This is a genomic window from Pseudomonas sp. GW822-FHT06D10 (genome assembly GCF_058799535.1).
This window is the reverse complement of the sequence record NZ_JBXALN010000005.1, coordinates 108,811-134,931: the sequence shown is the minus strand read 5'-3', so window position 1 is coordinate 134,931 and position 26,121 is coordinate 108,811. Positions and strand designations below refer to the sequence as shown.

At 64.9% G+C, this 26,121-nt stretch carries 26 protein-coding genes; 15 read left to right on the top strand and 11 right to left on the bottom strand.

Features of this window, described 5'->3' with window-relative positions:
• Positions 1 to 272: 272 nt before the first annotated feature.
• The 4 genes from AC1RL5_RS17945 to AC1RL5_RS17930 form a co-directional block, all read right to left on the bottom strand.
• Positions 273 to 674 carry an ExbD/TolR family protein gene (locus AC1RL5_RS17945; protein ID WP_011058607.1) on the bottom strand — a complete coding sequence of 134 codons (402 nt, stop codon included), beginning with the start codon at positions 672 to 674 and terminating at the stop codon, positions 273 to 275.
• A 1-nt stretch (position 675) separates the two neighbouring features.
• Positions 676 to 1,401 (bottom strand): MotA/TolQ/ExbB proton channel family protein, encoded by a 726-nt coding sequence (locus AC1RL5_RS17940; RefSeq protein WP_011058606.1) that lies wholly within the window; start codon positions 1,399 to 1,401, stop codon positions 676 to 678.
• Between the two features lie 55 nt (positions 1,402 to 1,456).
• Positions 1,457 to 2,272 carry an energy transducer TonB gene (locus AC1RL5_RS17935; RefSeq protein WP_011058605.1) on the bottom strand — a complete coding sequence of 272 codons (816 nt, stop codon included), beginning with the start codon at positions 2,270 to 2,272 and terminating at the stop codon, positions 1,457 to 1,459.
• A 512-nt stretch (positions 2,273 to 2,784) separates the two neighbouring features.
• Positions 2,785 to 3,648: a LysR substrate-binding domain-containing protein gene (locus AC1RL5_RS17930; protein ID WP_011058604.1), complete on the bottom strand. Its 864-nt coding sequence runs from the start codon at positions 3,646 to 3,648 to the stop codon at positions 2,785 to 2,787.
• Between the two features lie 108 nt (positions 3,649 to 3,756).
• Here AC1RL5_RS17930 and AC1RL5_RS17925 point away from each other — a divergent pair, with 108 nt between their 5' ends.
• The 4 genes from AC1RL5_RS17925 to AC1RL5_RS17910 all read left to right on the top strand — a co-directional run bounded on the left by AC1RL5_RS17925 (position 3,757) and on the right by AC1RL5_RS17910 (position 6,728).
• Entirely contained in the window at positions 3,757 to 4,419 is a 663-nt protein-coding gene (locus AC1RL5_RS17925; protein ID WP_011058603.1) for an ankyrin repeat domain-containing protein, read from the top strand.
• Positions 4,420 to 4,447: 28 nt separating this feature from the next.
• Positions 4,448 to 4,909, top strand: a complete 462-nt coding sequence (locus AC1RL5_RS17920; protein WP_072452161.1) for a nucleoside deaminase — start codon at positions 4,448 to 4,450, stop codon at positions 4,907 to 4,909.
• Positions 4,896 to 6,101, top strand: coding sequence for a CynX/NimT family MFS transporter (locus AC1RL5_RS17915; protein ID WP_072452162.1), 1,206 nt, complete (start codon positions 4,896 to 4,898; stop codon positions 6,099 to 6,101). The genes AC1RL5_RS17920 and AC1RL5_RS17915 overlap by 14 nt, the downstream gene beginning before the upstream one ends.
• 150 nt (positions 6,102 to 6,251) lie before the next feature.
• Positions 6,252 to 6,728 (top strand): DUF6392 family protein, encoded by a 477-nt coding sequence (locus AC1RL5_RS17910; RefSeq protein ID WP_019095364.1) that lies wholly within the window; start codon positions 6,252 to 6,254, stop codon positions 6,726 to 6,728.
• Positions 6,729 to 6,907: 179 nt separating this feature from the next.
• Here the strand turns inward: AC1RL5_RS17910 and AC1RL5_RS17905 are convergent, their stop codons facing one another.
• Positions 6,908 to 8,104: a type II toxin-antitoxin system HipA family toxin gene (locus AC1RL5_RS17905; protein WP_093407305.1), complete on the bottom strand. Its 1,197-nt coding sequence runs from the start codon at positions 8,102 to 8,104 to the stop codon at positions 6,908 to 6,910.
• On the bottom strand, positions 8,104 to 8,355 hold the full coding sequence (locus AC1RL5_RS17900) for a helix-turn-helix transcriptional regulator (protein WP_072452164.1): 252 nt from the start codon (positions 8,353 to 8,355) through the stop codon (positions 8,104 to 8,106). Before AC1RL5_RS17900 ends, AC1RL5_RS17905 begins: the two co-directional genes overlap by 1 nt.
• Before the next feature lie 227 nt (positions 8,356 to 8,582).
• Here AC1RL5_RS17900 and AC1RL5_RS17895 point away from each other — a divergent pair, with 227 nt between their 5' ends.
• The 5 genes from AC1RL5_RS17895 to AC1RL5_RS17875 all read left to right on the top strand — a co-directional run bounded on the left by AC1RL5_RS17895 (position 8,583) and on the right by AC1RL5_RS17875 (position 11,004).
• Positions 8,583 to 9,161, top strand: a complete 579-nt coding sequence (locus AC1RL5_RS17895) for a hypothetical protein (RefSeq protein WP_065364767.1) — start codon at positions 8,583 to 8,585, stop codon at positions 9,159 to 9,161.
• A 9-nt stretch (positions 9,162 to 9,170) separates the two neighbouring features.
• On the top strand, positions 9,171 to 9,386 hold the full coding sequence (locus AC1RL5_RS17890; RefSeq protein ID WP_011058598.1) for a helix-turn-helix domain-containing protein: 216 nt from the start codon (positions 9,171 to 9,173) through the stop codon (positions 9,384 to 9,386).
• A 75-nt stretch (positions 9,387 to 9,461) separates the two neighbouring features.
• Complete coding sequence (locus AC1RL5_RS17885; protein ID WP_047335383.1) at positions 9,462 to 10,133, top strand: hypothetical protein; 672 nt, start codon at positions 9,462 to 9,464, stop codon at positions 10,131 to 10,133.
• Between the two features lie 95 nt (positions 10,134 to 10,228).
• Positions 10,229 to 10,666, top strand: coding sequence for an SMI1/KNR4 family protein (locus AC1RL5_RS17880; RefSeq protein WP_011058596.1), 438 nt, complete (start codon positions 10,229 to 10,231; stop codon positions 10,664 to 10,666).
• Complete coding sequence (locus AC1RL5_RS17875) at positions 10,663 to 11,004, top strand: hypothetical protein (RefSeq protein ID WP_492589476.1); 342 nt, start codon at positions 10,663 to 10,665, stop codon at positions 11,002 to 11,004. The genes AC1RL5_RS17880 and AC1RL5_RS17875 overlap by 4 nt, the downstream gene beginning before the upstream one ends.
• 64 nt (positions 11,005 to 11,068) lie before the next feature.
• Here AC1RL5_RS17875 and AC1RL5_RS17870 read toward each other — a convergent pair whose 3' ends face one another.
• Positions 11,069 to 12,406 carry an aryl-sulfate sulfotransferase gene (locus tag AC1RL5_RS17870; protein WP_236185408.1) on the bottom strand — a complete coding sequence of 446 codons (1,338 nt, stop codon included), beginning with the start codon at positions 12,404 to 12,406 and terminating at the stop codon, positions 11,069 to 11,071.
• Between the two features lie 66 nt (positions 12,407 to 12,472).
• Positions 12,473 to 14,845 (bottom strand): TonB-dependent receptor, encoded by a 2,373-nt coding sequence (locus AC1RL5_RS17865; protein WP_492589475.1) that lies wholly within the window; start codon positions 14,843 to 14,845, stop codon positions 12,473 to 12,475.
• 154 nt (positions 14,846 to 14,999) lie between these two features.
• Here AC1RL5_RS17865 and AC1RL5_RS17860 point away from each other — a divergent pair, with 154 nt between their 5' ends.
• On the top strand, positions 15,000 to 15,944 hold the full coding sequence (locus tag AC1RL5_RS17860) for a LysR family transcriptional regulator (RefSeq protein ID WP_011058592.1): 945 nt from the start codon (positions 15,000 to 15,002) through the stop codon (positions 15,942 to 15,944).
• Positions 15,945 to 16,184: 240 nt separating this feature from the next.
• Positions 16,185 to 17,801, top strand: a complete 1,617-nt coding sequence (locus tag AC1RL5_RS17855) for an alkaline phosphatase family protein (RefSeq protein WP_492589474.1) — start codon at positions 16,185 to 16,187, stop codon at positions 17,799 to 17,801.
• Between the two features lie 123 nt (positions 17,802 to 17,924).
• On the opposite strand, the gene AC1RL5_RS17850 is transcribed toward AC1RL5_RS17855, so the two are convergent.
• Positions 17,925 to 18,830 (bottom strand): TauD/TfdA dioxygenase family protein, encoded by a 906-nt coding sequence (locus tag AC1RL5_RS17850; protein WP_072452203.1) that lies wholly within the window; start codon positions 18,828 to 18,830, stop codon positions 17,925 to 17,927.
• A 183-nt stretch (positions 18,831 to 19,013) separates the two neighbouring features.
• On the opposite strand from AC1RL5_RS17850, the gene AC1RL5_RS17845 reads away from it, so the two are divergent.
• Positions 19,014 to 19,934, top strand: a complete 921-nt coding sequence (locus AC1RL5_RS17845; protein WP_011058589.1) for a LysR family transcriptional regulator — start codon at positions 19,014 to 19,016, stop codon at positions 19,932 to 19,934.
• 151 nt (positions 19,935 to 20,085) lie between these two features.
• Here AC1RL5_RS17845 and AC1RL5_RS17840 read toward each other — a convergent pair whose 3' ends face one another.
• Entirely contained in the window at positions 20,086 to 21,108 is a 1,023-nt protein-coding gene (locus tag AC1RL5_RS17840) for an ABC transporter substrate-binding protein (protein WP_041115133.1), read from the bottom strand.
• Positions 21,109 to 21,476: 368 nt separating this feature from the next.
• On the opposite strand from AC1RL5_RS17840, the gene AC1RL5_RS17835 reads away from it, so the two are divergent.
• The 3 genes from AC1RL5_RS17835 to AC1RL5_RS17825 are packed head-to-tail and all read left to right on the top strand — an operon-like array spanning position 21,477 to position 25,509.
• Positions 21,477 to 23,072, top strand: coding sequence for an ABC transporter permease (locus AC1RL5_RS17835; RefSeq protein ID WP_011058587.1), 1,596 nt, complete (start codon positions 21,477 to 21,479; stop codon positions 23,070 to 23,072).
• Positions 23,069 to 23,884, top strand: a complete 816-nt coding sequence (locus AC1RL5_RS17830) for an ABC transporter ATP-binding protein (RefSeq protein WP_011058586.1) — start codon at positions 23,069 to 23,071, stop codon at positions 23,882 to 23,884. Before AC1RL5_RS17835 ends, AC1RL5_RS17830 begins: the two co-directional genes overlap by 4 nt.
• Positions 23,885 to 23,898: 14 nt before the next feature.
• Complete coding sequence (locus tag AC1RL5_RS17825) at positions 23,899 to 25,509, top strand: arylsulfatase (RefSeq protein ID WP_123577285.1); 1,611 nt, start codon at positions 23,899 to 23,901, stop codon at positions 25,507 to 25,509.
• 82 nt (positions 25,510 to 25,591) lie between these two features.
• On the opposite strand, the gene AC1RL5_RS17820 is transcribed toward AC1RL5_RS17825, so the two are convergent.
• Entirely contained in the window at positions 25,592 to 26,038 is a 447-nt protein-coding gene (locus AC1RL5_RS17820) for a pesticin immunity protein (protein WP_072452171.1), read from the bottom strand.
• Positions 26,039 to 26,121: the final 83 nt, after the last annotated feature.

The following is a 26,121-nucleotide window of genomic DNA, read 5'->3' as shown; positions in this document are numbered from 1 at the left end:
GAGGGGATTTATATTCGTTAAGGAATAAGAAGCTATTTATTAATACCTTAAACGAATATAAAACTTCCCCCCCGGCCTCCGTAGGAGCCGGCTTGCCGGCGAAGGGGCCCGCAAGCCTTGCACCGCGCTCAAGGACGCCTTCGCTGGCAAGCCAGCGCCTACGGCTGGCGCGATTCCGGTGGGGGCCTTGCGGGGGCTTTTTCGCCAGGCAAAAAAAAGGCCGCACCCTGCCAAGGAGACGGCCTGAAAAGTCGTGGCGTTGTTGCTCGGTCTCAGCGCGCGGTAATCACCGACAGTTTGGTGATGCCCGCACGCTCGATGGACGCCATGGCCCGGGCCACTTCGCCGTAGTTGACGCCATCGTCGGCCTGCAGCTGGACCCGCACTTGCGGGTCCTTGGCCTTGGCCGCTTGCAAGTTGGTTTCCAGCAGGTCCGGCTGGATCTCGTCCTTGTTGATAAAGAGTTTGCCGGCACCGTCGATGCTCACCACCAGCGGGTCTTTCTGCTCCACCGGGGCCACGGCCTCGGTCTTGGGCAGGTTGATCGGAATGGCGTTGGTCAGCAGCGGTGCGGTGACGATGAACACCACCAGCAGCACCAGCATCACGTCCACCAGCGGTGTGACGTTGATCTCGCTCAGCACTTCATCGCTGTCTTGGGTGGAAAAGGCCATGTCAGGACGCCTCCTTCACTTTTTGCGGGCTGCCCTGGGCCGCGGCCTTGTGCACGCTCGGGTGGATCAGCACGCGGAAGGAGTTCTTCTGCGCCAGGCTGTAGAAGTCGTGGGCGAAGTCGTCCAGGTCCGCGGCCGTGAGCTTCAGGCGCCGCAGGAAGTAGTTGTAGACCAGCACCGCCGGCACTGCGACGGCGATCCCCACCCCCGTCGCCACCAGGGCTGCGCCAATGGGACCGGCCACGGTTTCCAGGCTCGCCGAACCAGCAGCGCTGATGCCTTTCAAGGCTTCCATGATCCCCCACACGGTGCCGAACAGGCCGATGAAGGGCGAGGTGCTGCCGATACTGGCAACCACCGCCAGGCCGGTTTCCAGGGAACGACGCTCACGCACGATCTGCTGGCGCAGGGCACGTTCGAGACGGTCCTGGTGGTTGATTGCCTGGCTCAGGTCCGCGGCGTGGGGCGCTTCGCCAACCTGGATCGCCGCATAGCCGGCCTGGGCCACCCGGGCCGCCGCGCCGGGCTGGGTTTCACTCAACGAGGCAGCGGAGTCGAGGCTGGACGCTGCCCAGAACTGATTGTGGAACTTGCGATCCTGGGACTTGAGGCGGGCGAACTGCACGCCCTTGACCAGGGCCAGGCCCCAAGTGGCGACGGAGAAGACCACCAACAGCCAGATCACCGCGCTTTCGATGGATTCCAGTGGAGATGCCAGTAACGTCATGATGTGTTCCCTCTGTGTAAGCGTTTAGCGCGTGTTGGTTGATCGGCCTTGTGGCTCAATGAATCTTGAAATCTATGGGTACGCTGACCCAGCCGTCCTGGGCCACGTCGCCCTGCTTGGCCGGGACGAAACTCCAGCGCTTGACCGCGGCCAGGGCGGCGTCATCGAGTTGCTGGCGACCACTGCTCTTCTGGATCTGGATCTCGCCCGGCTTGCCGCTGGCCAGTACATGCACCCGCAGCAGCACCGTGCCTTCCCAACCGCGACGCTGGGCCAGCGACGGATATTCCGGCGCCGGGTTCTTCAAGTACGCGGCATTCGCCGAAGCCGGGGTCACGGGCGCCGGGGCCGGTGGCGCGGGCGGAGCCGGAGCGGCTACCGGGGCCGCGGGCTGTGGCGGCGCCGGAGTCTGCTGCACCGGTTTGGGCGCAGGTTTCGGCTCGGGCTTGGGCACCGGCTTGGGTTTGGGTTTGGGCACCGGCTTGGGCGGTGGCGGCTTCACGGCCAGCTCGTCCTCCACCGGAGGTGGCGGCTCCACCACCGGCTGTACCGGCTGTGGCGGTGGGGGCTCGACCACCGGCGGCGCCGGACGCGAGAACTCGATGGTCATGGGCGGGATTTCCGGCGGCACGATCGGCAGCACCGGGGTCGGCTTCTGGCTCAGCCAGTAGATCACTGCCGCGTGCAGTACCAGGGCCGCGGCGCCGAGGATGATGGCCTCACGGCGACGCAATATCCCCTTGGGCGTGCGTTGCAGACGCAATTGGCCCAGCGGCAAGCGGTGAGGCCGGCCGAGGTCGACCAACTCGCCGCTCGGTGCCTGGCGCCACAGCACCTCGTGTGCACTGGCGGCGGTCTGGACATTGCCCATGGATTCACTCCCTACGATCTTTTGAAAAACCCGGCACCGGCGTTTGAACTGCCCCCACGCAACGGTGCCGCGGGGTCAATGATCAGTGCCCCGTGCTTATCTCTTAAAGTAATCTTTCAAGTTATAGATAGATCGAAATCGAATACATGATTTCGCGAAAAAGCCCCAGGCCCCGTGGTTCAAGGGCTGCAGCCAAGAGGGAAAAACACCATGCCTTGCGGGCATCGAAAATATTCCCGCAAAGCATCGAAACAAGACGCTTGGCGGGGGATGGAACAGCTCTCCAAGCAGCAGCGCCCCCTCAAGATCAGCCCTTGCGCTGCTTGAACAATCTTGTGAAGGGGCATTCCAGGGCCGCTGGGGCACTGTGCTGCCGGCATGAGGCGACGAGATCCCGGCGGCCGCCTGTTATCGAACGCGCGACGGCTAGACGAAGCTGTTCCGCAACTTGCCCCCCGGATGATCGGCCTGCACAGCCCTGGTGCAGACGAACCTGGCCAACCAGCAGACAGTCATCGCCTGGCCACTTGCGGCTTGACGCTTGCCACTGCCCGCAACTGTTCCTGTAGCTCCTTGCCGGCCCGGCTCAAGCCACTGCCGGCGTACAACGCCAGGCGCACGCCCTGGATGTCCGGCAAACCGCTGTCGGCGTCGAGCACGCGATGCCCCTTGCCCAGCACCCGCACCGGCAACAGGCTGATGCCCAGGCCCGCCGCCACCGCCGAACAGACGCTGGCCAGGCTGGCGCTGGAATAGGCGATGCGCCACGGCCAGCCTCCGACCTCCAGGTGATGGAGCATTTCCTGGCGGTACAGGCCGCCCACCGGGAACGCCACCAAAGGCAGCGGATCGCGGCCAAAGGCGGGCTGGCGAACGCTATCGACCCAGCACAGCGGCTCGGGCCAGGAGTCCACGCAGTCATCGCTGTGGCCCATCTGCTTGACCAGCAGCAGGTCGAACTCACCCCGCCGGTACTGGCGCAACAGCTCCGGGCCCAGGCCGCTGCTGACCTCCAGGCGCACTGCCGGGTAATCCAGGCCAAAGCGCGAGAGCATGGGCATCAGGCGCTCGGCGGCGAAATCTTCCGGCACCCCGAGGCGCAGGACTTCTTCGCCGCGCTGGTTGACCAGCATATCGCTGGCCTCTTCATGCAGCGCCAGGATGCGCCGGGCGTAGGCCAGCAGCCGCTCGCCCTCCACCGTGGCCACCACCCGGCGCTGGTCACGGTCCAGCAACTGGCAGCCCAGGCTCTCTTCCAGGCGCCGCACCTGCTGGCTCACAGTGGACTGGGTGAGGTGCAGGCGCTCGGCGGCGCGGGTGAAGTTCTGACTGTCGGCGACCGCGACAAAACTGCGTAACAACACCGGATCCAACATGTTGACCTACCATCCTGACTGCCACTGGTTGGCATGATTATATTTAATTTCAGAATACCCAGGGCCGTCACCATACTTCCCTTTCATCAGCCGGAACGGGAGGTTCTCATGCAACTCAAGCGTTTTCTCAAACGCGGCCTGATCGCCGCCGGCCTGTTCACTGCGGGGGTGGTCATGGCCAGCGATGGCGCGTTGCTGGAAGCGGTACGCAAGGGGCAACTGCAACAGGTGCAACAGTTGCTTGAGCAAGGCGCGGCGCTCGATGGCCGTGGCCTGGACGGCAGCAGCCCGCTACTGGTGGCCACCCGGGACAACCGCATCGACATCGCCCGGGCGCTGATCGAGGCCGGGGCCGACGTCAACCGCAAGAACCTGATCCAGGACAGCCCCTACCTGCTGGCCGGCGCCAGCGGTCACAACGAAATCCTCAAGCTGACCCTGGCCCACGGCGCCGACCTCAAGAGCACCAACCGCTACGGCGGCACCGCGCTGATCCCGGCCTGCGAACGCGGCCACGTGGAAACCGTGCGCCTGCTGATCGAGGCCGGCGTCGAGCTGGACCACGTCAACCACCTGGGCTGGACCTGCCTGATGGAAGCCATAGTGCTGTCCGACGGCGGCCCGGCGCACCAACAGATCGTCGCCCAACTGATTGCCGCCGGCGCCGACCTGAACCTGCCGGACCGCGCCGGCCTCAGCCCGTTGCAACAGGCCGAGCGCCGTGGCCAGGGCGCCATCGCCAAGCTGCTGCGCGATGCCGGCGCTGCCTGAGCCCGCCCCTCTTTTGAAGGAACCTTGCATGCACGACGATCAACACTACCTGCAACAGGCCGTGGCACTGGCCCGGCGCAATGTCGAACAGGGCGGCCGCCCGTTCGGCGCATTGCTGGTGCGCAACGGCCGGGTACTGGCCGAGGCGGTGAATGAAATCCACCTCAGCCAGGACCCCACCGCCCACGCCGAGATGCTGGCCATCCGCGCCGCCAGCAGGCAATTGGGCCCGCGCCTGGATGATTGCGTGATCTACGCCAGCGGCCAGCCCTGCCCCATGTGCCTGGCCGCCATGTACCTGTGCGGCGTGTCCCGCGCGGTATTCGCTGCCAGCAATGAGCAAGCTGAGCCGTTCGGCCTTTCCACCGCGGCCATCTACCAACAACTGAGCAAACCCCTGCAAGCCCAGCGCCTGCCGGTGCTGCACCTGCCCCAGGCAGCGATGAGCGCCCTCTACCAGGATTGGCAGGAGCGTCATGCAGCGAACTGAATCCACCTTCCGGCGCTGGGCCGGCTGGGCCCTGCTGGTGTGCCTGGGGCTGAACCTGCGGCCCATCCTCAGCTCGGTCAGCCCGCTGCTCAACGAGATCCGCGGCGCCACCGGCATGAGCTTCCAGAGCAGCGCCTGGCTCACCAGCCTGCCGGTGATCTGCATGGGCCTGGTGGCCTTGCTCGGTGTACGCATCGAAGCCCGCCTGGGCGAGCGCCGGGGCGTTTCCCTGGGCTTGCTGCTGGTGCTGCTGGCCTGCCTGGTGCGGCTGTTCTTCGGCCAGGCCGCGGCCTTGCTCGCCACCGCCCTGCTCGGCGGCGCCGGGGTGGCCTTGATCCAGGCCCTGGTGCCGGCGTTGATCAAGCGCCAGTTCCAGCAGCGCGTAGCCCTGGCCATGGGCGTCTACTCGGCCTCGCTGATGGGCGGTGGCGGCATTGCCGCCCTGCTCAGCCCGCAGGTGGCCAGCCACTTCGCCAACTGGCAGGCGGGGCTTGGCGTCTGGCTGCTACCGGCGATGGCGGCGCTGCTGCTCTGGGCCTGCCTGCCCCTGGGGGCCGGCCGCCGCAACGGCAGCCCGGCTCCCCTGGCCGGGCTCTGGAACAACCGCCGCGCCTGGCTGCTGGCGTTGTATTTCGGCCTGGTGAACTGCGGCTACATGAGCATGGTGGCCTGGCTGCCGGCCTACTACCTGCAGATGGGCTGGAGCGCCAGCCAGAGCGGTTCGCTGCTGGCCTTCATGACCATTTTCCAAGTCAGCGCCGCCCTGCTGATGCCGGCCCTGGCCCAGCGCAGCAGCGACCGCCGCCCGCTGCTGGGCATCAGCCTCGCGGCCCAGGCCGCGGGTTTTCTCGGGCTGGTGCTGTGGCCCTTGCAGAGCCCGCACCTGTGGGTGGCGCTGATCGGCTTCGGCCTCGGAGCGTGCTTTGCCCTGAGCCTGATCCTCACCCTGGATCACCGGCGCGCCCCTCGGGAAGCCGGGCAACTGGCGGCTTTTGTCCAGGGCGTGGGCTTTCTGATCAACGCCGTCTCGCCATGGCTCAGTGGCTGGCTGCGGCAAGTCACCGGCAGCTTTGTCAGCGCCTGGTGGGTGCTGATCGTGGGTGTCCTGGCGATGCTGCTCCTGACCCGGATCTTCAGCCCCGCCAGCTATCAGGCCCGGGCCCAGCTCGATACCGCGCCCCAACCGGCCTGACACCGGCCCTCCAACCCACCGCCTGCCAGCACGGCAGGCGGCGTTCTTCATGTCGCCACAGCACCACTATCCTTCTCGAACGGCTAAGATCGGCCGCCAACGCCACCCGCGACAACGGGCACACACTCAACTCAGGACACAGGAATAGCGATGGACGCCGCAACGATCGGCCGCTGGGTAAGCAGCCTGGGGCTCAGCCATGAAGAACTGATCGCCCGGGGAGAACGCATCGAGACCCCGACGGACAAGATCTACGACGAATTCGATTGGCTGACCGTGATCGTCGAGCCCGGCCTGATGCTGGACTTCTGGGAAGACAGCCTGGCCCTGGAAAAGGTATTGATCGAACTCATGCCCCTTGAACAGGGGCGCTCATTCTACAGGGGCGAGCTGCCCGCCCCGTTCTCGCGCAGCATGACCCACGCCGATATTCGCGAGCTGCTGGGTACGCCCCTGCGATCGGGGGAGCGCAGGCCATCAGCAGATGGGCAATACACGCTCAACGCCTGGGAGAGCTACCGCCTGCCGGAGCACCTGCATCCCGGTGCGCGGGTTGGGTTCGTCTATAGCGCCGACCGGCAGATCAAGGTCCTGTCGTTCGACTTGCTGGAGCCGCAGCGCGACTGATTCGGCCACACAGAGTGGCTCGTGGAAACTCGCGGCGATCCGCCAGGCATCAGAGGACCGGCGCGAGATCGCCAAGCAAGGCCCTGCGGTCCTTTTCGCAGCCTCGCAGGCTCGGCAGCGGCGACAGGGTACGTGGCGGCCGGTAGGCCGCCGCCACGCACGGTCCGGCGACAAAGGCATTAGCCAAAGGTTTTCATAAAGGGCTCGGCACAGTGCCGGATCGCGGCGACGACATTCGGGGCCCGTTCGGCCCATTCGGCCGATCGGTTCAACACCCGCTCCAGTGCTGCCAGCTGCCCGCGAATGACCTCTTGCGGACGAGCCACATCACAGACCTTGGCAAACTCCAGCAACCCCTGCCGCGAAGCAAACAGGGACTTGTTGCCCAGCAGATCCAGGGCCAGCACGTCCTGCGGGATGTAGGCCGTGGTGTTGACGATGTCGTAGGCCGGCGCCAACCGCGCATCGCGCTGGCCAGGATCGGAATACAACAGCCCGAAGTTTTTCAGGTGGGCATCGCCATTCCCCACAATGCAGCTCAGGCTGACCATGGCAAACAACTGCGCCAGTGAACCTGGCACCTGCTCAGGCGGGCAAAACAGGCGGACGGCCTTGGCAATGGCCGAATAGCTCTTGCTGTATTTCTGCTCCGCCCCCAGTCCCATCAACGCCGCCATGTCTTCAAACCCCAGGCAACCGAGCTGCTCGTCCCGATCGAAGCGGCGCATGACGAACAGTTTGGCGTTATCGGAGAGGTAGAACTCGGGCACCGCGATCCCCGCCTCCCTGGCCACCGACATGCAAAGGAACTCGTTGATTGCCAACCCCGGAAACTCATCCCGGCCGCTCTTGATGATCAGTTCGCAGGTGTTCGAGGTAAAGCGCCGCGCTCCAGCATCAGGCCGCTCGGGCACCATGACCTTGGGTTGCACGCCAGATATCCCGGCACGCAGGATGTAGCGGTCCACCAGGTCGGCAAAAATATCCTCGGCGCCATCCCACGCGAGGATTTCTTCCAGTTTTTCCCCGGGAAACTGCTGTCGCTGCAACAGCCCATCGACTTCGGGCGAGCTCACCGCGACCCGCCCGATCGGCGCACTGCTGCCGGACAGCGCCAGCAGCAACATCGGGTCGACCTTCACCACCTTGGCCAGGCGGTTGCGCAATTGTTCCAGCACATAGCCTTCGGGCAGGTTCATCTGGAAGATCGGGTGCAACTCCCGATAACGGTAGTCATCCAGACGCACAGGCATCAACAGGCTGATCGCCGCCTGCACCCGGGCATCATCCTGATAGCGAAACAGATAATCACCAGCGCCACGGTGGATTTTTCCGCTCTCACCGGCCGGGGTTGATACCTGCAGCACCGTGGCCATCAGTCGAACACTCTCTGGATCTCGTCCAATGTCGGCATGGCAGCCGGCACCAGGGTGAGTTCACAATCCAGGGCTCCCAGCACCCGCGCATAGGCCGCCATGCCCACCGACAAATCGCCCCGCTCGATGGCGATGACCTTCTGCCGGGTCACGCCGGCCAAGGCGGCCAGGCCGGCTTGGGTCAGGCCACGATGCAGGCGGCGCTGGCGAACCTGCTCGCCAAGGCGCGCGGTGATAAGAAAGTAGTCCATGTTCTATATACGTAACAAAATTTAAGGTATGTAACGTATACCTAACATAGCAGAAAATCAAAGCACCACTGCGCGCCGGGACGCCGGCCGCACGCACGGGAACAAGCTACCTCGCCACAGCATGATTCCCGGCTTGGAGTCGTGACGATTATTGAAAATAAATTATTGTAATTCGATAATTTTTTATCAATAATTTGCCACCCCCAAAGTTTTGCAAGGAATAACGCATGAACTCCCAAATCAACGGCTCGGCCCAGTACCGCTTACGACGGGTCGGCCTGCTGGCCGCGATCCTGGCCTGGGTCATGGGCGTGGTGGAGCTGGGCGGCAATGCCGGGCTCTGGATCTACAGCAAGGACCAGGTCCTGGGCGCCCTGCTCAGCGTATTTGCCGAACACTCGCCGCGCCTGCTGGAAGCCGACTTCAAGCTCTCGTCGCTGAGCTTCGCCCTGCTGGTGATCCTCGACTTCCTGCCACTGCTGCTGTCGAGCTTCGCCCTGTACCTGACCGGCGTGTTCTTCCTGCGCCTGTCCCGTGGCGAAACCTGGAGCGATCGCAACATCCGCATCCTCTGGCGCGTGGGCATGCTGTGGATAGTCGCCCCGGCCACGTTCCCGATGATGGAAACCCTGCAAGGCCTGGCCCTGTCCATCGACCTGCCGCCCGGCCAGCGCATCCTGCAGATTTCCGCGGGCTTCTCGTCCTACGCGGCCTACGAGGTGGTCAAAGGAATCTTGCTCTGCTCGTTTTCCATTATCATGCGCGACGCCAAAGTCCTCAGTGATGAGCACAGTCACTACATATAGAACAATGAGATGACCATTATCGTTCGGCTTGACGTTGTCATGGCTAAAAACAAGATTCGCTCGAAAGAGTTGGCCGCCATCCTGGGCATTACCGAGGCCAATCTGTCGTTGCTGAAAAATGGCAAGGTCAAGGGGATGAAAATCGAGACCCTGGACAAACTCTGCGCCGCACTCGACTGCCAGCCCGGCGACCTGCTGGAATATCAGGCCACCGAGCCCGCGTGACACCCCCGCGTTTGTTTGATCCGAGTCCCGATCGTTAAAGCCTTACCACTCCTCACGTTGCACATTGGCTTATTCATGACTCGCTACCTGCTCTGCCCGCTGCTTTTGCTCGCCTGTCTTTTGACCGGCTGCGCCAACAAACTCGAAGTGGCGATTGCCGCCACTCCGGCCCCGGACTACTACTTCGACCCTCAGGCCCCGGTGCTGGTAAGCATCAACGGAGCCAACGATGCCCACGGCCTCAACGCCAGCTACTACCTGCGCGACATGGTCGCCGCCCTGCATGGCATGGGTTTCAAGCAGGTCTACACCGATACGTCGCTGCCCAAGAACCATCCGCCGTTCCGAATGAACTTCACCCTCGACGTGGGCAGTGAAAAGGTCAGCTACCGCTACACCGCCACCGACTACGGCCAGGTGCCCAGCAGCACCAAGACGGTGTGCAAGCAGAGCACCCATAAAGACAAGAATCTGGTGTGCAACAGCACCCCGACCACCACCTGGGGCCCGGTGGGTTCCTCGGAGCGCACCGGCTACACCACCCTCAGTACCTTCAACATCAAGGCCAAGGACGAGCAGAGCCGGCGCACGGTATTCCTGCTGCGGGCCTCGTCCTATAACGAGGACTGCCAGGACGCCAAGGTCGAGGATTTCCTGGTGCAGGAAAGCCTGGACAACCTCGACTTCCGCAACCGGGTGCAGCGCAAATACACCGTCACCCTGCCCGAAGGCCATAGCTGCAAATAAGCGCCTACCCCGCACCGGGCGACACGCCTACAATCGCCCCTCGACGCTCGCCCGATCCTCCATCGGGCGGGCGCGGTCCCTCAACGACAAGGCGCATGTCGAGCATGACCCTGGATTGGAATGCCTGGGAAATAGAACCCGGATCTATCGTGGACGAACAGCTGATCGCCCAGGTGCAGCATCGCCTCGGCGTCGAGTTTCCGTCGCTGTACCTGGAGCTGGTGCAGTACGCCGAGGCCGCCACGCCGGGGATCGGCGGCTTCGCCTATGACGGCGGCTACACCTGCATCAGCGAGTTCTTCGAATTCGGCCTGAGCAGCCAGCCCTGGACCCTGCTCTGGTACGCCAGCCCTGGCCGTGTGCCGGGGCTCGCCGCAGGCTGCCTGCCGATTGCCCGGGATGCCGGCGGCCTGCTGATCTGCCTGGACTTCAACAGCCCGGCCGTAGCGGTGGAAATCTTTGACCCCGAGAGCGCCAGCCGTTACCCGGTGGCCGCCGATTTCAAGGCCTTTGTCGAGCTGTGGCAGCCATGAACACACCGCGCAAATGGATAGTCGTGCCCACCAGCAAAGAGGCCCAGCAACGCCTGGACCTGGACCAGTGCCTGCCAGGAGACCTGGAGGAACTGGCGCTGTCCCCGGAGCAGTGGGCAACCCTGTCCCACAGCGACCTGCTGCCCAGCTTGAACCGTGCCCTGGGCACTCTGATCGACGACTACGAAGACGCTTCGATCCAGGGCCAGGCCGCCCTGGCCACGGCCCTGTCGATCCTGACCCGGGCCGCTACGGCGCAAGACGAACTGCTCCCCAAGCTGATCGCCTTGAATCGACTGGCCCTGGAACGCGACACCGGCCTGTTTTTCTACTTCTGAGGCCATCCCCAGGGCTGCTCCCGCACCTGATTTGTGGCGAGGCCGCCCGCCCCCGGGAACCTGCTCAAATCCCCGCCTGTTTGAGCCCCGAGTCCGGCACGCTCACTGCCGTTTCCGAACGCGGCGTGCCCTGGGGCACCCAGTCGTAACTCACCGGCAGAGCCCGGTACACCCAGTTGCTGATGGCCTCGCTGCCCGGCGCCTTGCCCAGATAGGGGCTGACGTATTCCCAGACGATTTCACCTGCGGCCGTCACCTGGAAGAAGCGCCCGTTCATGCCTTCATCGATCAGGGTGTTGCCGTTGGGCAGGCGCCGCGCACTGCTGATGAACGAGCTGTAGAAAGCCCAGCCCGGCTGCCGGGAACTGGCGGCGCTGTACTGCCAGACGATCTGGTTCTTGATCGGGTCGATCTCCAGCACCCGAGAGCCGGCGATCAACCCCAGGGGCACCGAGGGGTAACCGGCGGTGCCCTGGTTGTCGAACACCAGCAGATGCCCGGCCCCCGGCAAGCCGGCGGGAATGATGTGGGCATCATGCTGGCCGACGAACTGGTCCACCGGGCGCGGCACCTTGGCGGCGGTCTTCGGGTTGATCGGCGACAGGTTCGGCCCCAGGCGCCAGACCACCTTGCCGCTGTGCTTGTCGAGGATGGCGATGAAGTTGGCGTTGCGCGAGTCGATCAGCAGGTTGTCCGGGGCGAAGCGTTTATCACCGGCGTCGAACCACTGGTTGGGGCCCACCACGCTGAGGTTGTTGATGTGCAGGTAGTCCGGGTTGTCGGTGCCGTACACCAGCTTCAGTTGCGCCGGGGTAAAGCCGAATTCCTTGAGGTGTTCGGAGGCCAGCCACTGCCATTTGACCTGGCCCTCGGGGCTGACTTCATAGATCGCGTCGTCGATCACCTGGGGCACCTTGAACCCCGCCACCTTGTGCACCTTGTTGGCCAGCACCAGGGTGTTGCCGTTGCTCAGCCGGCGCTGGTCATGATGCTGCTGGGCCGCACCGCCCGGGGCCTGGTCGCCCCACTGCCAGACCAGCTTGCCGTTCCAGTCCAGCTCGCCGACGCTCTGGTTGCCCAGGCCGTTGCCCGCCGAACCCAGGGGCCCGGGCTCCTTGTCCTTGAGCTGCAACAGCACCCGGCCACGCTCGCCGCCCACCAGCTGCGGGTCGATGATGGCCGAGGGGAAACCGGCCTGGGGCCAGTTCTTCACTTCGTTGCCGTTCATGTCGATCAGGTGGGTCTGCTTATCGGCACCACTGAAGATCACGTACTGGTTATAGGCCCTGGCCGGGTCGTAGCGAGTGACGCCGGTGGGGTAGACGCTGGGCGCGGCCTGCACCGCCGAGGCCAGCAGGGCGGTGGACAGCAGCAGGGGCAAAGCGGTGGTGAGGCGCAACATGACAAGCACTCCTGTTCAAGTCGAAAGGCGCCGGAGAACCCGGCGCAAGGTGCGAAAAGCCGGGTATCAGAAGTCGTAGCGACCGGTCACGCCCAAGGTCCGCGGGGTGCCCAGCAGGCCTTCGTAACCGCCGTTGCCGCCGGTCCAGAGGGTGGTGTAGTAGGTCTTGTCGAAGGCGTTCTTCAGCCACAGCGAAACGTCCCACTGGCCCTGCTCGTAGTTGCCGCGCAAGCCGGTGGACAGGTTGACCACGGCGTAGCTGGGGATCTGCCCGTACTCGGAATCCTCCACGGTGCCCACCGCCTTGGAACGGAACGCATAGCTGGCGGTGACGTACTCTTCCAGGCCGTTGTCCAGGTTCCACTTGTATTCGCCGTTGGCGTTGCCGATCCATTTCGAGGCGCCCACTACCTGGTGGCCGCTGAGATCGCACGAGGCCGGGGCACCGGGGCGCAGGCTGACTTCCGGCGGGCACGGCGCATCCTTGTAGGAGAGGTAGCGCACGTCGTTGTAGGAACCGTTGAGGTTCAGGGTCAGGCCACGGATCGGCACCAGGGTGCTTTCCACTTCCACCCCGCGCGAGCGCACCGAACCGGCGTTGGTCAGGTACTGCACGCGGTTGACGTCGTCGTAGGCGTTGGTCTGGTAGCCGTTGACCTGGGTCCAGAACAGGTTGGCGTTGAGTTGCAGGCGGCGGTCCCACAGGGTGCTCTTGAAACCCAGCTCGGCGTTGTTGGCGCGCTCGGTGCCGATCAGCAGCGAATCGGCCCCGGCGGTAGGCGCCGACCCCACCGTCAGGTTGACCCCACCGGACTTCTCGCCGTGGGACAGGGTGGCGTAGCCCAGCAGGTCGTCGGTGATGCGGTAGCTGAGGTTGAGCAGGCCAGAGGGGCTGGTGCTGTACTGATTGAGGTCGCCGGAGTCATAGGCTCCGGTGCGCCCGCGCCGCGCGTTGGCGGCGGCGCCGGCCACCGCCGCGCCACCCAGCGGGGCGTTGCGGCTGACCCAGGCGCTTTTCTCCTCGTAGGTGCCGCGCAGGCCGGCGGTGAAATCCAGGCGCTCGGTGAGGTGCCAGGTGCCCTGGGCGAACAGGGCGAAACTGTTGGTCTGGATATGCCCGTTGCCGATGCTGGTGACGTTGCTCAGGGCGCCGGCCGGGGTGCCATTCCAGATGTCCGCCTTGGGCCCGTAATAGGCGAAGGATTTGTTGTCCAGGTCGGAGCCGAAGTAGTAGGCACCCAGCACGTAGTCGAAGAAGCCGCCGGTGGGCGAGGCCAGGCGAAATTCCTGGGACCACTGCTTGTCTTGCACTGAAACCCCGGCGTTGTAGCTGGCCGGAACGTTGAGGCCATCGTCGTTGCGCGGGGTGAAATTCCACCAGCGGTAGGAGCTGACCGAGGTCAGGGTGAAGTCGCTGGGCAGGGTCCAGTTGGCCTCAAGCGAAGTGCCGCCCTGGAACACCGTCACGTGCTGGTCGTTGTCCAGGTTGACCTTGCGGTGCGAACCATTGACCAGGGTCGCGCCGGCCGCCGCCGCGCGCGACTCGTAGACATTGGTGCCGTTGATGGTCGGCCCGGTGCTGTACAGCACTCGGGTGCCGGCGCTGGAATCCTCTTCGTTGTAGTCGCCGATCCAGCGCAGGTTGAAGCTGTCATTGGGCTTGTACAGCAACTGCCCGCGAAAGCCCTGGCGTGAGCCGCCATTGAGGTCGTGGCCGTCGAATTCGTTCTTGATGTCGCCGTCGCTGCGGGTGCGGTAGGCGGAAAAACGCCCCGCCAGCTCATCGGTCAGCGGCCCGGAAATCGTGCCCTTGGTCTGGAAGTAACCATCCTCGCCGAGGGAGGTTTCGATGCTGCGCTCCGGGGTGAAGCTCGGCGCCCGGGTGCTGATGTTGATCACCCCGGCGGTGGTGTTCTTGCCGAACAGGGTGCCCTGGGGGCCGCGCAGCACTTCCAGCTGCTCGATGTCCATCAGGTCGAACACCGCCATCCCCGGCCTTCCGAGGTAGACGTTGTCGATGTACAGCCCGACGCTGCCTTCCAGGCCGTCGCTGGCCGGGTTGTTGCCCAGGCCACGGATCGACACGCTGGACTGGCGCGCATGCATGTAGGCGACGTTGACGCTGGGCACCAGTTGCTGCAGATCCTGGATGCGGTACACCCGCTGGCTCTCCAGGGCCTGGCCGCTGACCACGCTCATGGGGGTGGGCACGCTCTGGGAGCTTTCCTCGCGTCGACGGGCAGTGACGGTCACCGTCTGCAGCTGGCCATCATCGGCCTTGGCCTTGTTGGCACTGCTCTTGGCCGGGGTGGCTTGCGGCGCCGGGGCCTCTTCGGCCCAGGTCGGTGTCCAACTGGCACTGCCGGCCAGCAACAGCGCCAGGGGCAGGCGCTTGAGCCGCCGGGGCGAGAGGGGTGAAGCGAGGGACAACGGGCTCATGGGCGGCTCCTGGTCAGAAAATATACAGCCTTGTATATTCCTTAAAGTTATTTATTTATGTTTTTACAAAGATTTACTGCATAAGAGATTGCCTTTATAAGGAGTCGACCTAATGCATAGCCAATGCATTTCCCCGATATTTTTTATGTGAAAAATGCATATCGACCTGCGCCAGCTCCGCCACTTCATCGCCCTCGCCGAACAGCGCAGCTTTGTCGCGGCCGCAGCGGCGGTGAACCTCTCGCAATCGGCCTTCAGCCGCAGCATCCAGGCCCTGGAACACAGCGTCGGCTGCCAACTGGTGGATCGCGGGCGCAAGGACCTGGCGCCGACCAAGCAGGGCCAGTTGCTGCTGGAGCACGCGCGCCGGCTGGTCAGCGGCGCCCAGCAGATGGCCAACGAGATCAGCCAGTTCAATGGCCTGGAAGCGGGAGAGTTGCGCTTCGGCTGTGGCCCGGCGCCAGCCGCAGGGCTGATCCCCCGGGCCATCGGCAGCTTTATCGGGCGTTATCCCAAGGCCCGGGTGCAGTTCCAGGTGGATGACTGGCAAAGCCTGAGCAAGCGCCTGCTCAGCGAAGAGTTCGAATTCTTCGTTGCCGACACCCGGCACTTCGAGGCCGATCCGGACTACCTGACCCAGCGCCTGCGCCCGCGCAAATGGCATTTCTGCTGCCGCGCCGGACACCCCCTGGCCCAGCGCGAAAGTGTCAGCGCCAGCGAACTGATGAGCTACCCACTGGCGGTGACCATCCGCCCGCCCAACCTGCGCAAGGTCATTGTCGACCTGAGCGGCAAGCCGGACTTCACGCCCAATGTGGAATGCGAAAACAGCTACAGCCTGCTGGGGGTGGTCATGCGCTCGGACGCCATCGGCATCGTCGGTTCCTACAGCGACGCGTTGCACAACGCCAAGGGCGAGTTGGTGTGCCTGAAGATCGACGGCCTGGCCGACGACCTGGAAGAGCTCTACACCCGCTACGGCATCGTCAGCCGTGCCGGCTATCGCCTGTCGCCTTTGGCCGCGGCGATGATCGACGAGATCAAGCGCATCGACGAACAGGACGAGGACGTGTGCAGCCTGGACAACTTGGCGGTCTGAGCCACCTGCATGCTCTCACCGTAGGAGCCGGCTTGTCTGCGAAGAGGCCCTTGAGCCTTGCAGCGCTCTCAGGGACGCCTTCGCTGGCAAGCCAGCTCCTACAAGACCCCGCCGTCCGCACACGACGTGGGGGGCCGGCCGGCATTGCATGAAACGCATCGAAACTATTCGGCAAATGCGCTTGCCGGAAGCCCCCGCCGGAGGCGAAAAACCTCGCCTGTCTTCCCCTCGGTGAACCCCATGTCCAATACCCATCCGCCCGTGCGCAACGTGCTCTACATCATGTGCGACCAGCTGCGCCGGGATTACCTCTCGTGCTACGGCCACCCGCACCTGCATACCCCGAACATCGACCGCCTGGCCAACGCCGGGGTGCGCTTCCGCCGCGCCTACACCCAGGGCACCATCTGCGGCCCGTCGCGCATGTCGGCCTACACCGGGCGCTACGTCAGCAGCCACCAGGTGGCCTGGAACGCCGTGCCCCTGCCCCTCGAAGAACTGACCCTGGGGGACTACCTGCGGCCCCACGGCATCCGCACCGCGCTGGTGGGCAAGACCCACGCCACGCCCAACCTCGACGCCCTGCAACGCCTGGCCATCGACCCCGAAAGTGCCCAGGCCGAGGTGCTCAACGAAGTCGGCTTCGAGCCCTATTTCCGCCATGACGGCATCTACCCCGACGACCCGGTATTCGACGACAAGCGCGAGTCGGCGCCCTACACACACTACCTGCGCGACCTCGGCTACCAAGGGCGCAACCCCTGGCACGACTGGGCCAACGCCGGGGCCGGCGAGCAGGGGCAAATCCGCAGCGGCTGGAAAATGCGCAACGCCCACCTGCCGGCCCGGGTCGCGCAAGAGCACTCGGAAACCGTCTACACCACCGACCGCGCCATCGACTTCATCAGCGAACAAGGCGAGCAGCCCTGGTGCCTGCACCTGTCCTACATCAAGCCGCACTGGCCCTATATCGCGCCTGCCCCGTACCACGCACTGTATGGCCCCGAGCAGGTGATCCCGGCGGTGCGCGCCGCGCCAGGGCAGCTCAGCGATCACCCGGTCTACGCCGCCTTCCGCCAGCATGAAGAGAGCCTGAATTTTTCCCGGGACGAAGTGCGCCTGAACGTGGTGCCCACCTACATGGGCCTGATCAAGCAGGTGGATGACCAGCTCGGCCGGCTGTTTGACTTCCTGCAGAGCAACGGCCGCTGGGACGACACCCTGATCGTCTTCACCAGCGACCACGGCGACTTCCTTGGCGACCACTACCTGGGGGAAAAGGAATTTCTGCTGGAACCGGCGGTGGGCGTGCCGTTGATCGTCCGCGACCCGCGCACGGCGGCAGACAGCAGCCGCGGCACCGTGGACGAACGCCTGGTGGAAACCATCGACGCCCTGCCGACCTTTCTCGAGGCCCTGGGCCTGCCGGGGGCCGAGCATCGCCTGGAAGGCCGCTCGCTGATCCCCCTGCTGCACGGCGCCGAACCGGCCTGGCGCCGCTACGCCATCAGCGAATACGACTACGCCTTCCAGGCCCCTGCGCGAGAGCGCCTGGGCCAGCCCATCGACCGCTGCCGCATGACCATGGTGCGCAGCGAGCGCTGGAAGTACCTGGCCTACGATGGCTTGCGCCCGCAGTTGTTCGACCTGCACAACGACCCCCAGGAGTTGCACGACCTGGGGGCCGACCCGGCCTATGCCGCGGTGCGCGAAGAACACCTGGGGTATGTGCTGGAATGGCTGCGCGGCCTGAAACGCCGTACCACCATCAGCCATCAAGAAATCGACCTGCGCGGCCAGCGTTTTCGCTACGGCGAGCCGGAAAGCGAAAAGCTGGTACAGATCGGCGTGTGGTAACCCCCACCCGTACCTGCACCTTCCCCCGTAGGAGCCGGCTTGCCGGCGAAGAGGCCCTTGGACCTTGCAGCGCTATCGAAGGCGCCTTCGCTGGCAAGCCAGCTTACGGGGATGGGGCAGCGGTCAGAGCCCCTTGATGGTCTGGCTGCGCTGGCCGTGGACGCCCACCGGAACGTCGCCCTTGAGGGTCACGCGGCGCACGATGCGGTCCTGGGTGCCGTAGTCGTCCACGGCATAGTGCTGGGTCGAGCGGTTGTCCCAGATCGCCACGTCCCCTGCGCTCCAGCGCCAGCGCACGGTGTTTTCCAGACGGGTGACGTGGCTTTGCAGCAAACCGAACAGATGCGCCGAGTCCGCCTGGGAATAGCCCTTGATGCGCTTCACGAAGTGCCCCAGCACCAGGCTCTTTTCACCGCTCTCGGGGTGCACGCGAACGATCGGGTGCTCGGTCTCGAACACCGTGGAGGTGAACACCTTGCGGTAACGCTCCAGCTTCTCCGCCGAAACGTCCGGCTTGGCCCCGGCGTAGTCGTATTCATTGCTGTGCACCGCCCAGAGCTTGTCCGCCAGCTCCCGCAGTTCCGCCGACAGTTCGTTGTAGGCCGTGGCGGTGTTGGCCCAGACGGTGTCGCCACCGGAGGCCGGGGCCACCACCGAGCGCAGGATCGAGGCCTTGGGGTAGGCGTCGACGAAGGTCACGTCGGTGTGCCAGGAGTTGGCCCGCTGGCCCTCGGCGCCATCCAGTTCCAGCAGGTAGCGGGTGCCGTCGCGTACCGGCACGGTGGGGTGGGCCACCGGTTCGCCCAGCAGGTGCGAGAAGGCTTCCTGGCTCTGGTCGTCGAGGTGGGTCTGGCCACGGAAGAAAATCACCTTGTACTGCACCAGCGCTTGCTGGATCGCTTCCACGGTGGCGGCGTCGAGATCGCCGGACAGTTGCACGCCACGGATCTCGGCGCCGATACGGCCGGCCACCGGGTGAATATCAAGGGCATGAACAGCAGGTTGAACGGCTAAGGCGGCATTGCTCATCAGGTACACCCTCATCGGACTGCTTACGGTGGAACCGCCGCGAAACAACGCTCTATCTATATTCAATTTAGATCTAATAGATAACTACATGCTTCGTTGACGGAATAAGAGCTTGCATTTAAAACCTCATTCCTCACTCGTCGCAAATGCCTTCGAGCTATTTTTCGGATGCCGGGAAAGCATATGGATCTTCGCCAATTGCGTTACTTCATCGCCCTCAATGAACACCGCAGTTTTGTCCGCGCCGCCGACGCCATGGGCATCACCCAGCCGGCCTTCAGCCGCAGTATCCAGGGCCTGGAACAGGAGTTCGGCTGCGTGCTGGTGGACCGCGGCAACAAGGATCTGCGCCCCACCCCGGAAGGCCAGGTGGTGCTGCAGCACGCCTTGAGCCTGGTGCAGGGCGCGGCCTTGCTCAGCAGCGAAGTGACCCAGATGACCAAGCTCGACGCCGGCGAAGTGCGCTTCGGCTGCGGCCCGGCCCCGGCGGTGAAACTGGTGCCCGATGCGGTGGCGCAATTCACCAGTGCCCACCCGAAGGTGCGCACCTGCTTTGCCGTGGACAACTGGGAAAAACTCAGCCGCAGCCTGAACCGCGAAGAGATCGAATTCTTTATCGCCGACATCCGCCATTTCGAGGCCGACCCGAACTACCAGACCCAGCCCCTGACGCCCAAGCGCGGGGTGTTCTTCTGCCGCCCCGGGCACCCGCTGCTGGCCAAGGAGAGCCTGTCCACCAACGACATGTTCGACTACCCCCTGGCCACCACCCTGATCCCCCCGGGGATCCGCAAGCTGCTGGCCAACCTCAGCGGGCGCATCGATTTTTCCCCGACCATCGAGACCGAGCACTTTCCGGCGCTGGTGAAGATCGTCCGCCAGTCCAATGCCATCGGTGTGGGCACCGCCGAGGCCTTTGCCGAAGACATCGCCCAGGGTTCGCTGGCGCTGCTGCACTGGCGCAACCTGCCGCAGAACATCGACAGCCTGAATGCCCGTTGCGGCATCGTCAGCCGCAGCGGTTTTCGCCTGTCGCCGGCGGCGCGCAAGATGATCGAAGTGCTGGTGGCGGTCGACCAGCAAACCCACAGCATCGCCGTCTGACCCTGTAGCCGCTGCCGAAGGCTGCGAACGACGACACAGTCGGCGCAAGACGGCACCCGGTTCCTCCAGGTAGACCGCGTTGCCGGCCCTGGCGGCCCCTACGGTACCGAACGCAGCCTGCGGCAGCGGCTACAGGGGTTCAGGAAGGGGTTTACAGGCCGGCAGCGGCCAACTGCGGGGCGACCCAGGCATCCACCTTGAACGGCTTGCGAATCAAGCGTTCCTTGGCCGCCAGGTCTACCGAATCCTGCAGTTTGCCGAGGAACACCGGGTCCAGGGTCGAGGGGAAGATCTCGCTCAGGCGCTGGTCCTTGAGGTCATCCTGCAAGATCACCGGCGGGTAGCTGGCCAGCCCCGAAACCAGCTGGATGTAGGCTTCCTTGTTGCTGTCCTGGGTCAGCCACTCTACGGCCTGCTGCTGGGCCTTGAGCAGTTTTGCCACGGCCTCGGGATGTTCGTCGACAAACTTGCCGGCGCCCACCAGCACGCTCTGCACGCTGCCGGCGCCGCCCAGGTCCTTGGTGCTCAGGGGCAGTTCGGCCAGGCCTTTGCTGCGCAGGGCCGAGAGCCCGGTGCTGCCCCAGGAGGCGTCGATCTGCTTGGCCGCCAATGCAGCTACCGCCGCGTTGAAGTCAAGGTTGACCACCTTCAGGTCCTTCTCGCTCAGGCCCCGGCTGGCCAGGGCCGCGTCGAACGACAGCTGGGTGGCGGTGCCACGGAACACTGCCACGCGCTTGCCCTTGAGGTCTTCCAGGGTCTTGATCCCGGAACCCGGCACCACCCCCAGATAGTGCTTGACCCCACGGGCCGAGGCGCTGAGCAGGCGGGTATCCAGGCCGTTGGACTTGCCGATGATGGCGGCCAGGTCCCCCAGGTACGCCAGGTCCACCTGGCCGTTGGCGAAGGCCTCGTTGATCACCGGGCCTGCGCCCTTGAAGAAATTCCACTGGATCTTGATGCCCTGGTCGGCGAAGGCCTTTTCAAAGATCTGTTGCTGGCGCAGCACATCCACCACCCCACCGCCGCTGTGCTGGGTGCCGGCACTGAGGTCGGGCACGGCAATGCGGATTTCCTTGAGTTCGTCGGCCTGGGCCAGCAGCGGCAGGCAGCCCAGGAGCCCCGCCAGGGCCGGGGCGGCGAACAGGCTGATGACGCGTTTGAAGGGAAGGTTCATGGGTGCGGCTCCTGGTGGCAAAGGCTGAGAGGAGCAAAAGGTAGGCACGGAATCGCTCAACATTTAAATACTATAAATTCACATTTTAATAACCATATCGAATAAATCAGCTGCCACGGGCGTCCCCGGGGATATGCATGAAATGCATGAAAAATATTCTTCAAATGCATTGGATGCGTGTCGGCGAGAAGCCTTAAATGGCCTTTCTTATCTCTTAATAGAATCGATAAGAATTTTAATAGATCACAAATGCATAACACGTAGAAGCCGCCTTGCCAGCGAAGAGGCCCTCAAACGCTGATTCGCCGACAAGCCAGCCCCTACGGCATCGACCCACGCCATGCAGTACCCGACGACGGAGGTCATCCATGGCCCGTGTTTCCCTGCTCAGCCTGCCCCTGGCGGCGCCGTCCGACGGACGCCCGGGCTGGCCCCTGATCAGCCAGCGGCTGCTGCCCTGGCTGTTGCCCATCAGCCTGTTCGCCCTGTGGTGGCTGGCCAGCCGCAATCAATGGATGAGCGAACAGATCCTGCCGGCCCCGGCCCTGGTCTGGAGCAGTGCCCTGGAGCTGGCCCATGGCGAGCTGTGGAGCCATCTGGCGATCAGCCTGCAACGGCTGTTCTGGGGCCTGCTGGCGGGTATCGCCGCCGGCGCCCTGCTGGGGGGTGCCCTGGGCTTCAGCCGACGCCTGGAGCGCCTGGTGTTTCCCACCTTCGGCGCCCTGTCGCAGATCCCCACCCTGGCCTGGATCCCGTTGTTCATGGTGTTTTTCGGCATCGGCGAGGTGCTCAAGCTGGTGGTACTGATCAAGGCGGTGGTGGTGCCCGTGACCCTGCACACCCTGGTGGGCGTGCGCGATGCCCAGCCCCGGCTGCGGGAAGCCGCCGCGGTGCTGCGCCTGCCGCCGGCGCTGCTGGTGCGCCGCCTGGTGCTACCCGCTGCGCTGCCGGCATTCATGGCCGGGGTGCGCCTGGCGCTGGCCACCGGCTGGACCTCGCTGCTGGCAGTGGAACTGCTGGCCTCCAGCGAAGGCATCGGCTACCTGATGGTCTGGGCACGCCAGCTGTTCATGCTGGACATCGTCTTCGTGTGCATCCTGGTGATCGGCCTGCTGGGGGTGTGCATGGACCGCGGCATCGGCTGGCTCGATCGCCGGCTGGTGCACTGGCCGCACCCGGCCACCGCCGAATTCCGTCGCGGCCCGCGCTACCAGGGCTGGCAGCGCCTGCAACCCTGGCTGCTGCCCCTGGCGCTGCTGGCCCTGTGGCAAGTGGCGAGCGACCAGCAGTGGGTCGACCCGAACATCCTGCCCAGCCCCCTGGCGGTACTCGCCACCACCGGCAACGGCCTGCTCGATGGCAGCCTGCTGGGAGGCATGGGCCTGAGCCTGGGCCGCACCCTCGGCGGCCTGCTGCTGGGCGGCGGCCTGGGCTTTGCCTTTGGCCTGCTGCTGGGCCTGTCGCGGTTCAGTGAACGCCTGCTGGGCCCGACCCTGGCCGCCATCCGCCAGATCGCCATCTTCGCCTGGGTGCCGCTGCTCACCGCCTGGTTCGGCCTGGGGGAACTGGCCAAGTGGGTGTTCGTCGCCCTGGCCGCGTTCTTCCCGCTGTTCATCGCCACCCAGCGCAGCGTCGCCCAGCTCTCGCCGCAACTGGCGGAAGCCGCCCAGGTACTGCGCCTGAACCTCTGGCAACGGCTGCGCCGGCTGGTGCTGCCCGGCGCCGCGCCGGGGATTTTCGCCGGCCTGCGCATCAGCCTGATCTACGCCTGGCTGGGCACCATCGGCGCGGAATACTTCATGCCGTCCAACGGCGGCATCGGCAGCCAGATGATCAGCGCCCAGCAACTGCTACGCATGGACCTGATCATGGCCGGCATGCTCCTGGTAGGCCTTACCGGGGCCCTGCTCAACCTGATCGGGCAACAACTCGAACTTCGCGCCACCCGCTGGAGACACGCATGAACGCACCCCTGGTCAGTTTCACTCACGTGGGCAAGACCTTCGCCGTCGCCGGTGGCGAGGTGGAGGCGATCCGCGAATTCAACCTGGACATCGCCGAAGGCGAGTTCGTCGCCATCGTCGGTTCCAGCGGTTGCGGCAAGTCCACCCTGCTGCGCCTGCTGATCGGCCTGGACACCGAGTTTCGTGGCCAGATCCGGGTCGACGGCAAGGCCGTCAGCGGCATCGGCGGCGAGCGCGGCATCGTGTTCCAGGAACACCGCCTGTTCCCCTGGCTGACGGTGGCCGAGAACATCGGCCTGGGGCTGGTCAACGAGCCCCTGAGCGCCGCCGAGCGCCAGCAGCGGGTCGGCGAATTCATCGAACTGGTGGGCCTCAAGGATTTCACCCGGGCCTATCCCCACCAACTGTCCGGCGGCATGGCGCAACGAGTGGCCATTGCCCGGGGGCTGGTAGCCAGCCCGCGGATCCTGCTGCTGGACGAACCCTTCGGCGCCCTCGACGCCCTGACCCGCCAACAGATGCAGGACGAACTGCTGGCGATCCGCGAGCGGGCCAAGATCACCACGGTGCTGGTGACCCACGATGTCGAGGAAGCGATTTTCCTCGCCGACCGGGTGGTGGTCATGGAACCGCGCCCGGGGCGGATCAAGCGCGTGGTCGAGGTGGCCCTGCCCCACCCGCGCCAGCGCAGCAGTTTCGACTTCCACCAACTGCGTGAGGAGCTGCTTCACGAACTGACCCGCGACGAGCTCTACCAGGCGCCTTCGCCGGTACAGATCCGCGACCTGCCCCTGACCTTCATTGCTTGCTGAACAGGAGTGACTCGATGCCGCAACGTCCCAACTTCCTGGTGATCCTGGCCGACGACCTGGGCTTCTCCGACCTCGGCGCCTTCGGCGGCGAGATCGCCACGCCGAACCTCGACGCCCTGGCCGCAGGTGGCCTGCGCCTGACCGATTTCCATACCGCCCCCACCTGCTCGCCGACCCGCTCCATGCTGCTCACCGGCACCGACCACCACATTGCCGGGATCGGCACCATGGCCGAAGCCCTGACCCCCGAGCTGATCGGCAAGCCGGGCTACGAGGGTTACCTCAACGACCGCGTGGTGGCCCTGCCGGAACTGCTGCGCGAGGCCGGCTACCAGACCCTGATGAGCGGCAAATGGCACCTGGGGCTGACTGCCGAACGCGCGCCCCATGCCCGAGGCTTCGAGCGCTCGTTCTCGCTGTTGCCGGGGGCGGCCAACCACTACGGCTTCGAGCCGACCTACGACGAGCACACCCCCGGGCTGCTCAAATCCACGCCGGCGCTGTACATCGAGGACGACCGCTTCATCGATGAACTGCCAGCGGATTTCTATTCCTCCGATGCCTTTGGCGACAAGCTCTTGCAGTACCTGAAAGAGCGCGACCAGAGCCGGCCGTTCTTCGCCTACCTGCCGTTCTCGGCGCCCCATTGGCCGCTGCAGGCTCCGGAGGAAATCGTCGCCAAGTACCGGGGCCGCTATGACGCCGGCCCCGAAGTGCTGCGCCGCGAGCGCCTGGAAAAACTCCAGGCCCTGGGCCTGGTTGACCCGCAGGTCGAGCCCCATCCGCTGATCAACCTCAACGCCGAATGGGACGCCCTCAGCGACGAACAGCGCCAGGTGTCGGCACGGGCCATGGAGGTGTATGCGGCGATGGTCGAGCGCATGGACTGGAACATCGGCCGGGTGGTGGACTACCTGCGCCAGCAGGGCCAGCTGGACAACACCCTGATCCTGTTCATGTCCGACAACGGTGCCGAGGGCGCGCTGCTGGAAGCCTTCCCCAAGTTCGGCCCGGAGCTTTTGACCTACCTCAACCAGCACTACGACAACCGCCTGGAGAACATCGGCCGGGCCAACTCCTACGTCTGGTACGGCCCGGCCTGGGCCCAGGCGGCCACTGCGCCATCGCGGCTGTTCAAGGCCTTCACCACCCAGGGCGGAATTCGCGTGCCGGCGCTGCTGCACTACCCGCAACTGCCGCTCAAGGGGCAGATCAGCCACGGCTTCGGCACGGTGATGGACATTACTCCGACCCTGCTCGACCTGGCCGGCGTGCGCCACCCGGGCAAGCGCTGGCGCGGGCGCGATGTGGCGCCGCTGCGGGGCAAGTCCTGGCTGGGCTTTCTCTCCGGCGAAACCGCCCGGGTACATGATGAACAAACGGTAACCGGCTGGGAGCTGTTCGGCCGCCGGGCAATTCGCCAGGGCCAGTGGAAGGCGGTGTACATCCCCGGCCCCGTGGGCCCGGCGACGTGGCAGCTGTACGACCTGGGCCAGGACCCGGGGGAGATTCACGACCTGGCCCACAGCCAGCCGGAAAAACTGCGCACCCTGCTGGAAGAATGGCAGCGCTACGTGGATGAAACCGGAGTGATCCTCAGCGAATCACCGTTCCAGCCCGATTGACCCGGGGGGAGCTGGCAATCGGACCATGTAGGAGCTGGCTTGCCAGCGAAAAGCGTCCCCCGGGCTGCGCCAGGCGCTGGCCTCAGCCTCGGGTGATGCGGCAAGCCGGGGTATTCGGCAGTTCCTTGACCACGATGTAATGCCCAGCCCGGTTTTTCTCGACCCGCAACGGCGAAGCGGCCAAGTAGCTGCCGCGCAGGCTCTGGTCGACAAAACAGATGGCGATGCCCTGCTTCCCCTGCTCCATCACTCTGACGCTGTAGACCCAGCTTTGCTCTTCGTCCACCGCGCTGTAGGTGCCCTCGGCGCCTGCGGCCTTCTCGTAGATCCGATAGGGCGTCTGGCCCAGCGTGGTGCCGTCCGGGTAATGCCGCGGCCGCAAGGAATTGCGAAAACCGTTCACTTCCAGATGCTTCAAGATACTCAGCGCCAGTGCCTCGTCACTGCCCTGCGCCACCGAGTCGGCCAGCGACACGCTGCCCACACTCATCAAGGCAACGGCGATCAATCGCCTTACCGCACTGCTCATACTGTCTCCCTGTCGTTGCCTCTTCGCGGATTCCGGGCGTTTCCCGGCACCGCGTGACCTTGGCTTAACGTTATCGGTCCTTG

Bases quoted from the DNA above. Each gene is read 5' to 3' on its own strand.
- AC1RL5_RS17945 (WP_011058607.1), bottom strand. From the start codon at position 674: ATGGCCTTTTCCACCCAAGACAGCGATGAAGTGCTGAGCGAGATCAAC.
- AC1RL5_RS17940 (WP_011058606.1), bottom strand. From the start codon at position 1,401: ATGACGTTACTGGCATCTCCACTGGAATCCATCGAAAGCGCGGTGATC.
- AC1RL5_RS17935 (WP_011058605.1), bottom strand. From the start codon at position 2,272: ATGGGCAATGTCCAGACCGCCGCCAGTGCACACGAGGTGCTGTGGCGC.
- AC1RL5_RS17930 (WP_011058604.1), bottom strand. From the start codon at position 3,648: ATGTTGGATCCGGTGTTGTTACGCAGTTTTGTCGCGGTCGCCGACAGT.
- AC1RL5_RS17925 (WP_011058603.1), top strand. From the start codon at position 3,757: ATGCAACTCAAGCGTTTTCTCAAACGCGGCCTGATCGCCGCCGGCCTG.
- AC1RL5_RS17920 (WP_072452161.1), top strand. From the start codon at position 4,448: ATGCACGACGATCAACACTACCTGCAACAGGCCGTGGCACTGGCCCGG.
- AC1RL5_RS17915 (WP_072452162.1), top strand. From the start codon at position 4,896: ATGCAGCGAACTGAATCCACCTTCCGGCGCTGGGCCGGCTGGGCCCTG.
- AC1RL5_RS17910 (WP_019095364.1), top strand. From the start codon at position 6,252: ATGGACGCCGCAACGATCGGCCGCTGGGTAAGCAGCCTGGGGCTCAGC.
- AC1RL5_RS17905 (WP_093407305.1), bottom strand. From the start codon at position 8,104: ATGGCCACGGTGCTGCAGGTATCAACCCCGGCCGGTGAGAGCGGAAAA.
- AC1RL5_RS17900 (WP_072452164.1), bottom strand. From the start codon at position 8,355: ATGGACTACTTTCTTATCACCGCGCGCCTTGGCGAGCAGGTTCGCCAG.
- AC1RL5_RS17895 (WP_065364767.1), top strand. From the start codon at position 8,583: ATGAACTCCCAAATCAACGGCTCGGCCCAGTACCGCTTACGACGGGTC.
- AC1RL5_RS17890 (WP_011058598.1), top strand. From the start codon at position 9,171: ATGACCATTATCGTTCGGCTTGACGTTGTCATGGCTAAAAACAAGATT.
- AC1RL5_RS17885 (WP_047335383.1), top strand. From the start codon at position 9,462: ATGACTCGCTACCTGCTCTGCCCGCTGCTTTTGCTCGCCTGTCTTTTG.
- AC1RL5_RS17880 (WP_011058596.1), top strand. From the start codon at position 10,229: ATGTCGAGCATGACCCTGGATTGGAATGCCTGGGAAATAGAACCCGGA.
- AC1RL5_RS17875 (WP_492589476.1), top strand. From the start codon at position 10,663: ATGAACACACCGCGCAAATGGATAGTCGTGCCCACCAGCAAAGAGGCC.
- AC1RL5_RS17870 (WP_236185408.1), bottom strand. From the start codon at position 12,406: ATGTTGCGCCTCACCACCGCTTTGCCCCTGCTGCTGTCCACCGCCCTG.
- AC1RL5_RS17865 (WP_492589475.1), bottom strand. From the start codon at position 14,845: ATGAGCCCGTTGTCCCTCGCTTCACCCCTCTCGCCCCGGCGGCTCAAG.
- AC1RL5_RS17860 (WP_011058592.1), top strand. From the start codon at position 15,000: ATGCATATCGACCTGCGCCAGCTCCGCCACTTCATCGCCCTCGCCGAA.
- AC1RL5_RS17855 (WP_492589474.1), top strand. From the start codon at position 16,185: ATGTCCAATACCCATCCGCCCGTGCGCAACGTGCTCTACATCATGTGC.
- AC1RL5_RS17850 (WP_072452203.1), bottom strand. From the start codon at position 18,830: ATGAGCAATGCCGCCTTAGCCGTTCAACCTGCTGTTCATGCCCTTGAT.
- AC1RL5_RS17845 (WP_011058589.1), top strand. From the start codon at position 19,014: ATGGATCTTCGCCAATTGCGTTACTTCATCGCCCTCAATGAACACCGC.
- AC1RL5_RS17840 (WP_041115133.1), bottom strand. From the start codon at position 21,108: ATGAACCTTCCCTTCAAACGCGTCATCAGCCTGTTCGCCGCCCCGGCC.
- AC1RL5_RS17835 (WP_011058587.1), top strand. From the start codon at position 21,477: ATGGCCCGTGTTTCCCTGCTCAGCCTGCCCCTGGCGGCGCCGTCCGAC.
- AC1RL5_RS17830 (WP_011058586.1), top strand. From the start codon at position 23,069: ATGAACGCACCCCTGGTCAGTTTCACTCACGTGGGCAAGACCTTCGCC.
- AC1RL5_RS17825 (WP_123577285.1), top strand. From the start codon at position 23,899: ATGCCGCAACGTCCCAACTTCCTGGTGATCCTGGCCGACGACCTGGGC.
- AC1RL5_RS17820 (WP_072452171.1), bottom strand. From the start codon at position 26,038: ATGAGCAGTGCGGTAAGGCGATTGATCGCCGTTGCCTTGATGAGTGTG.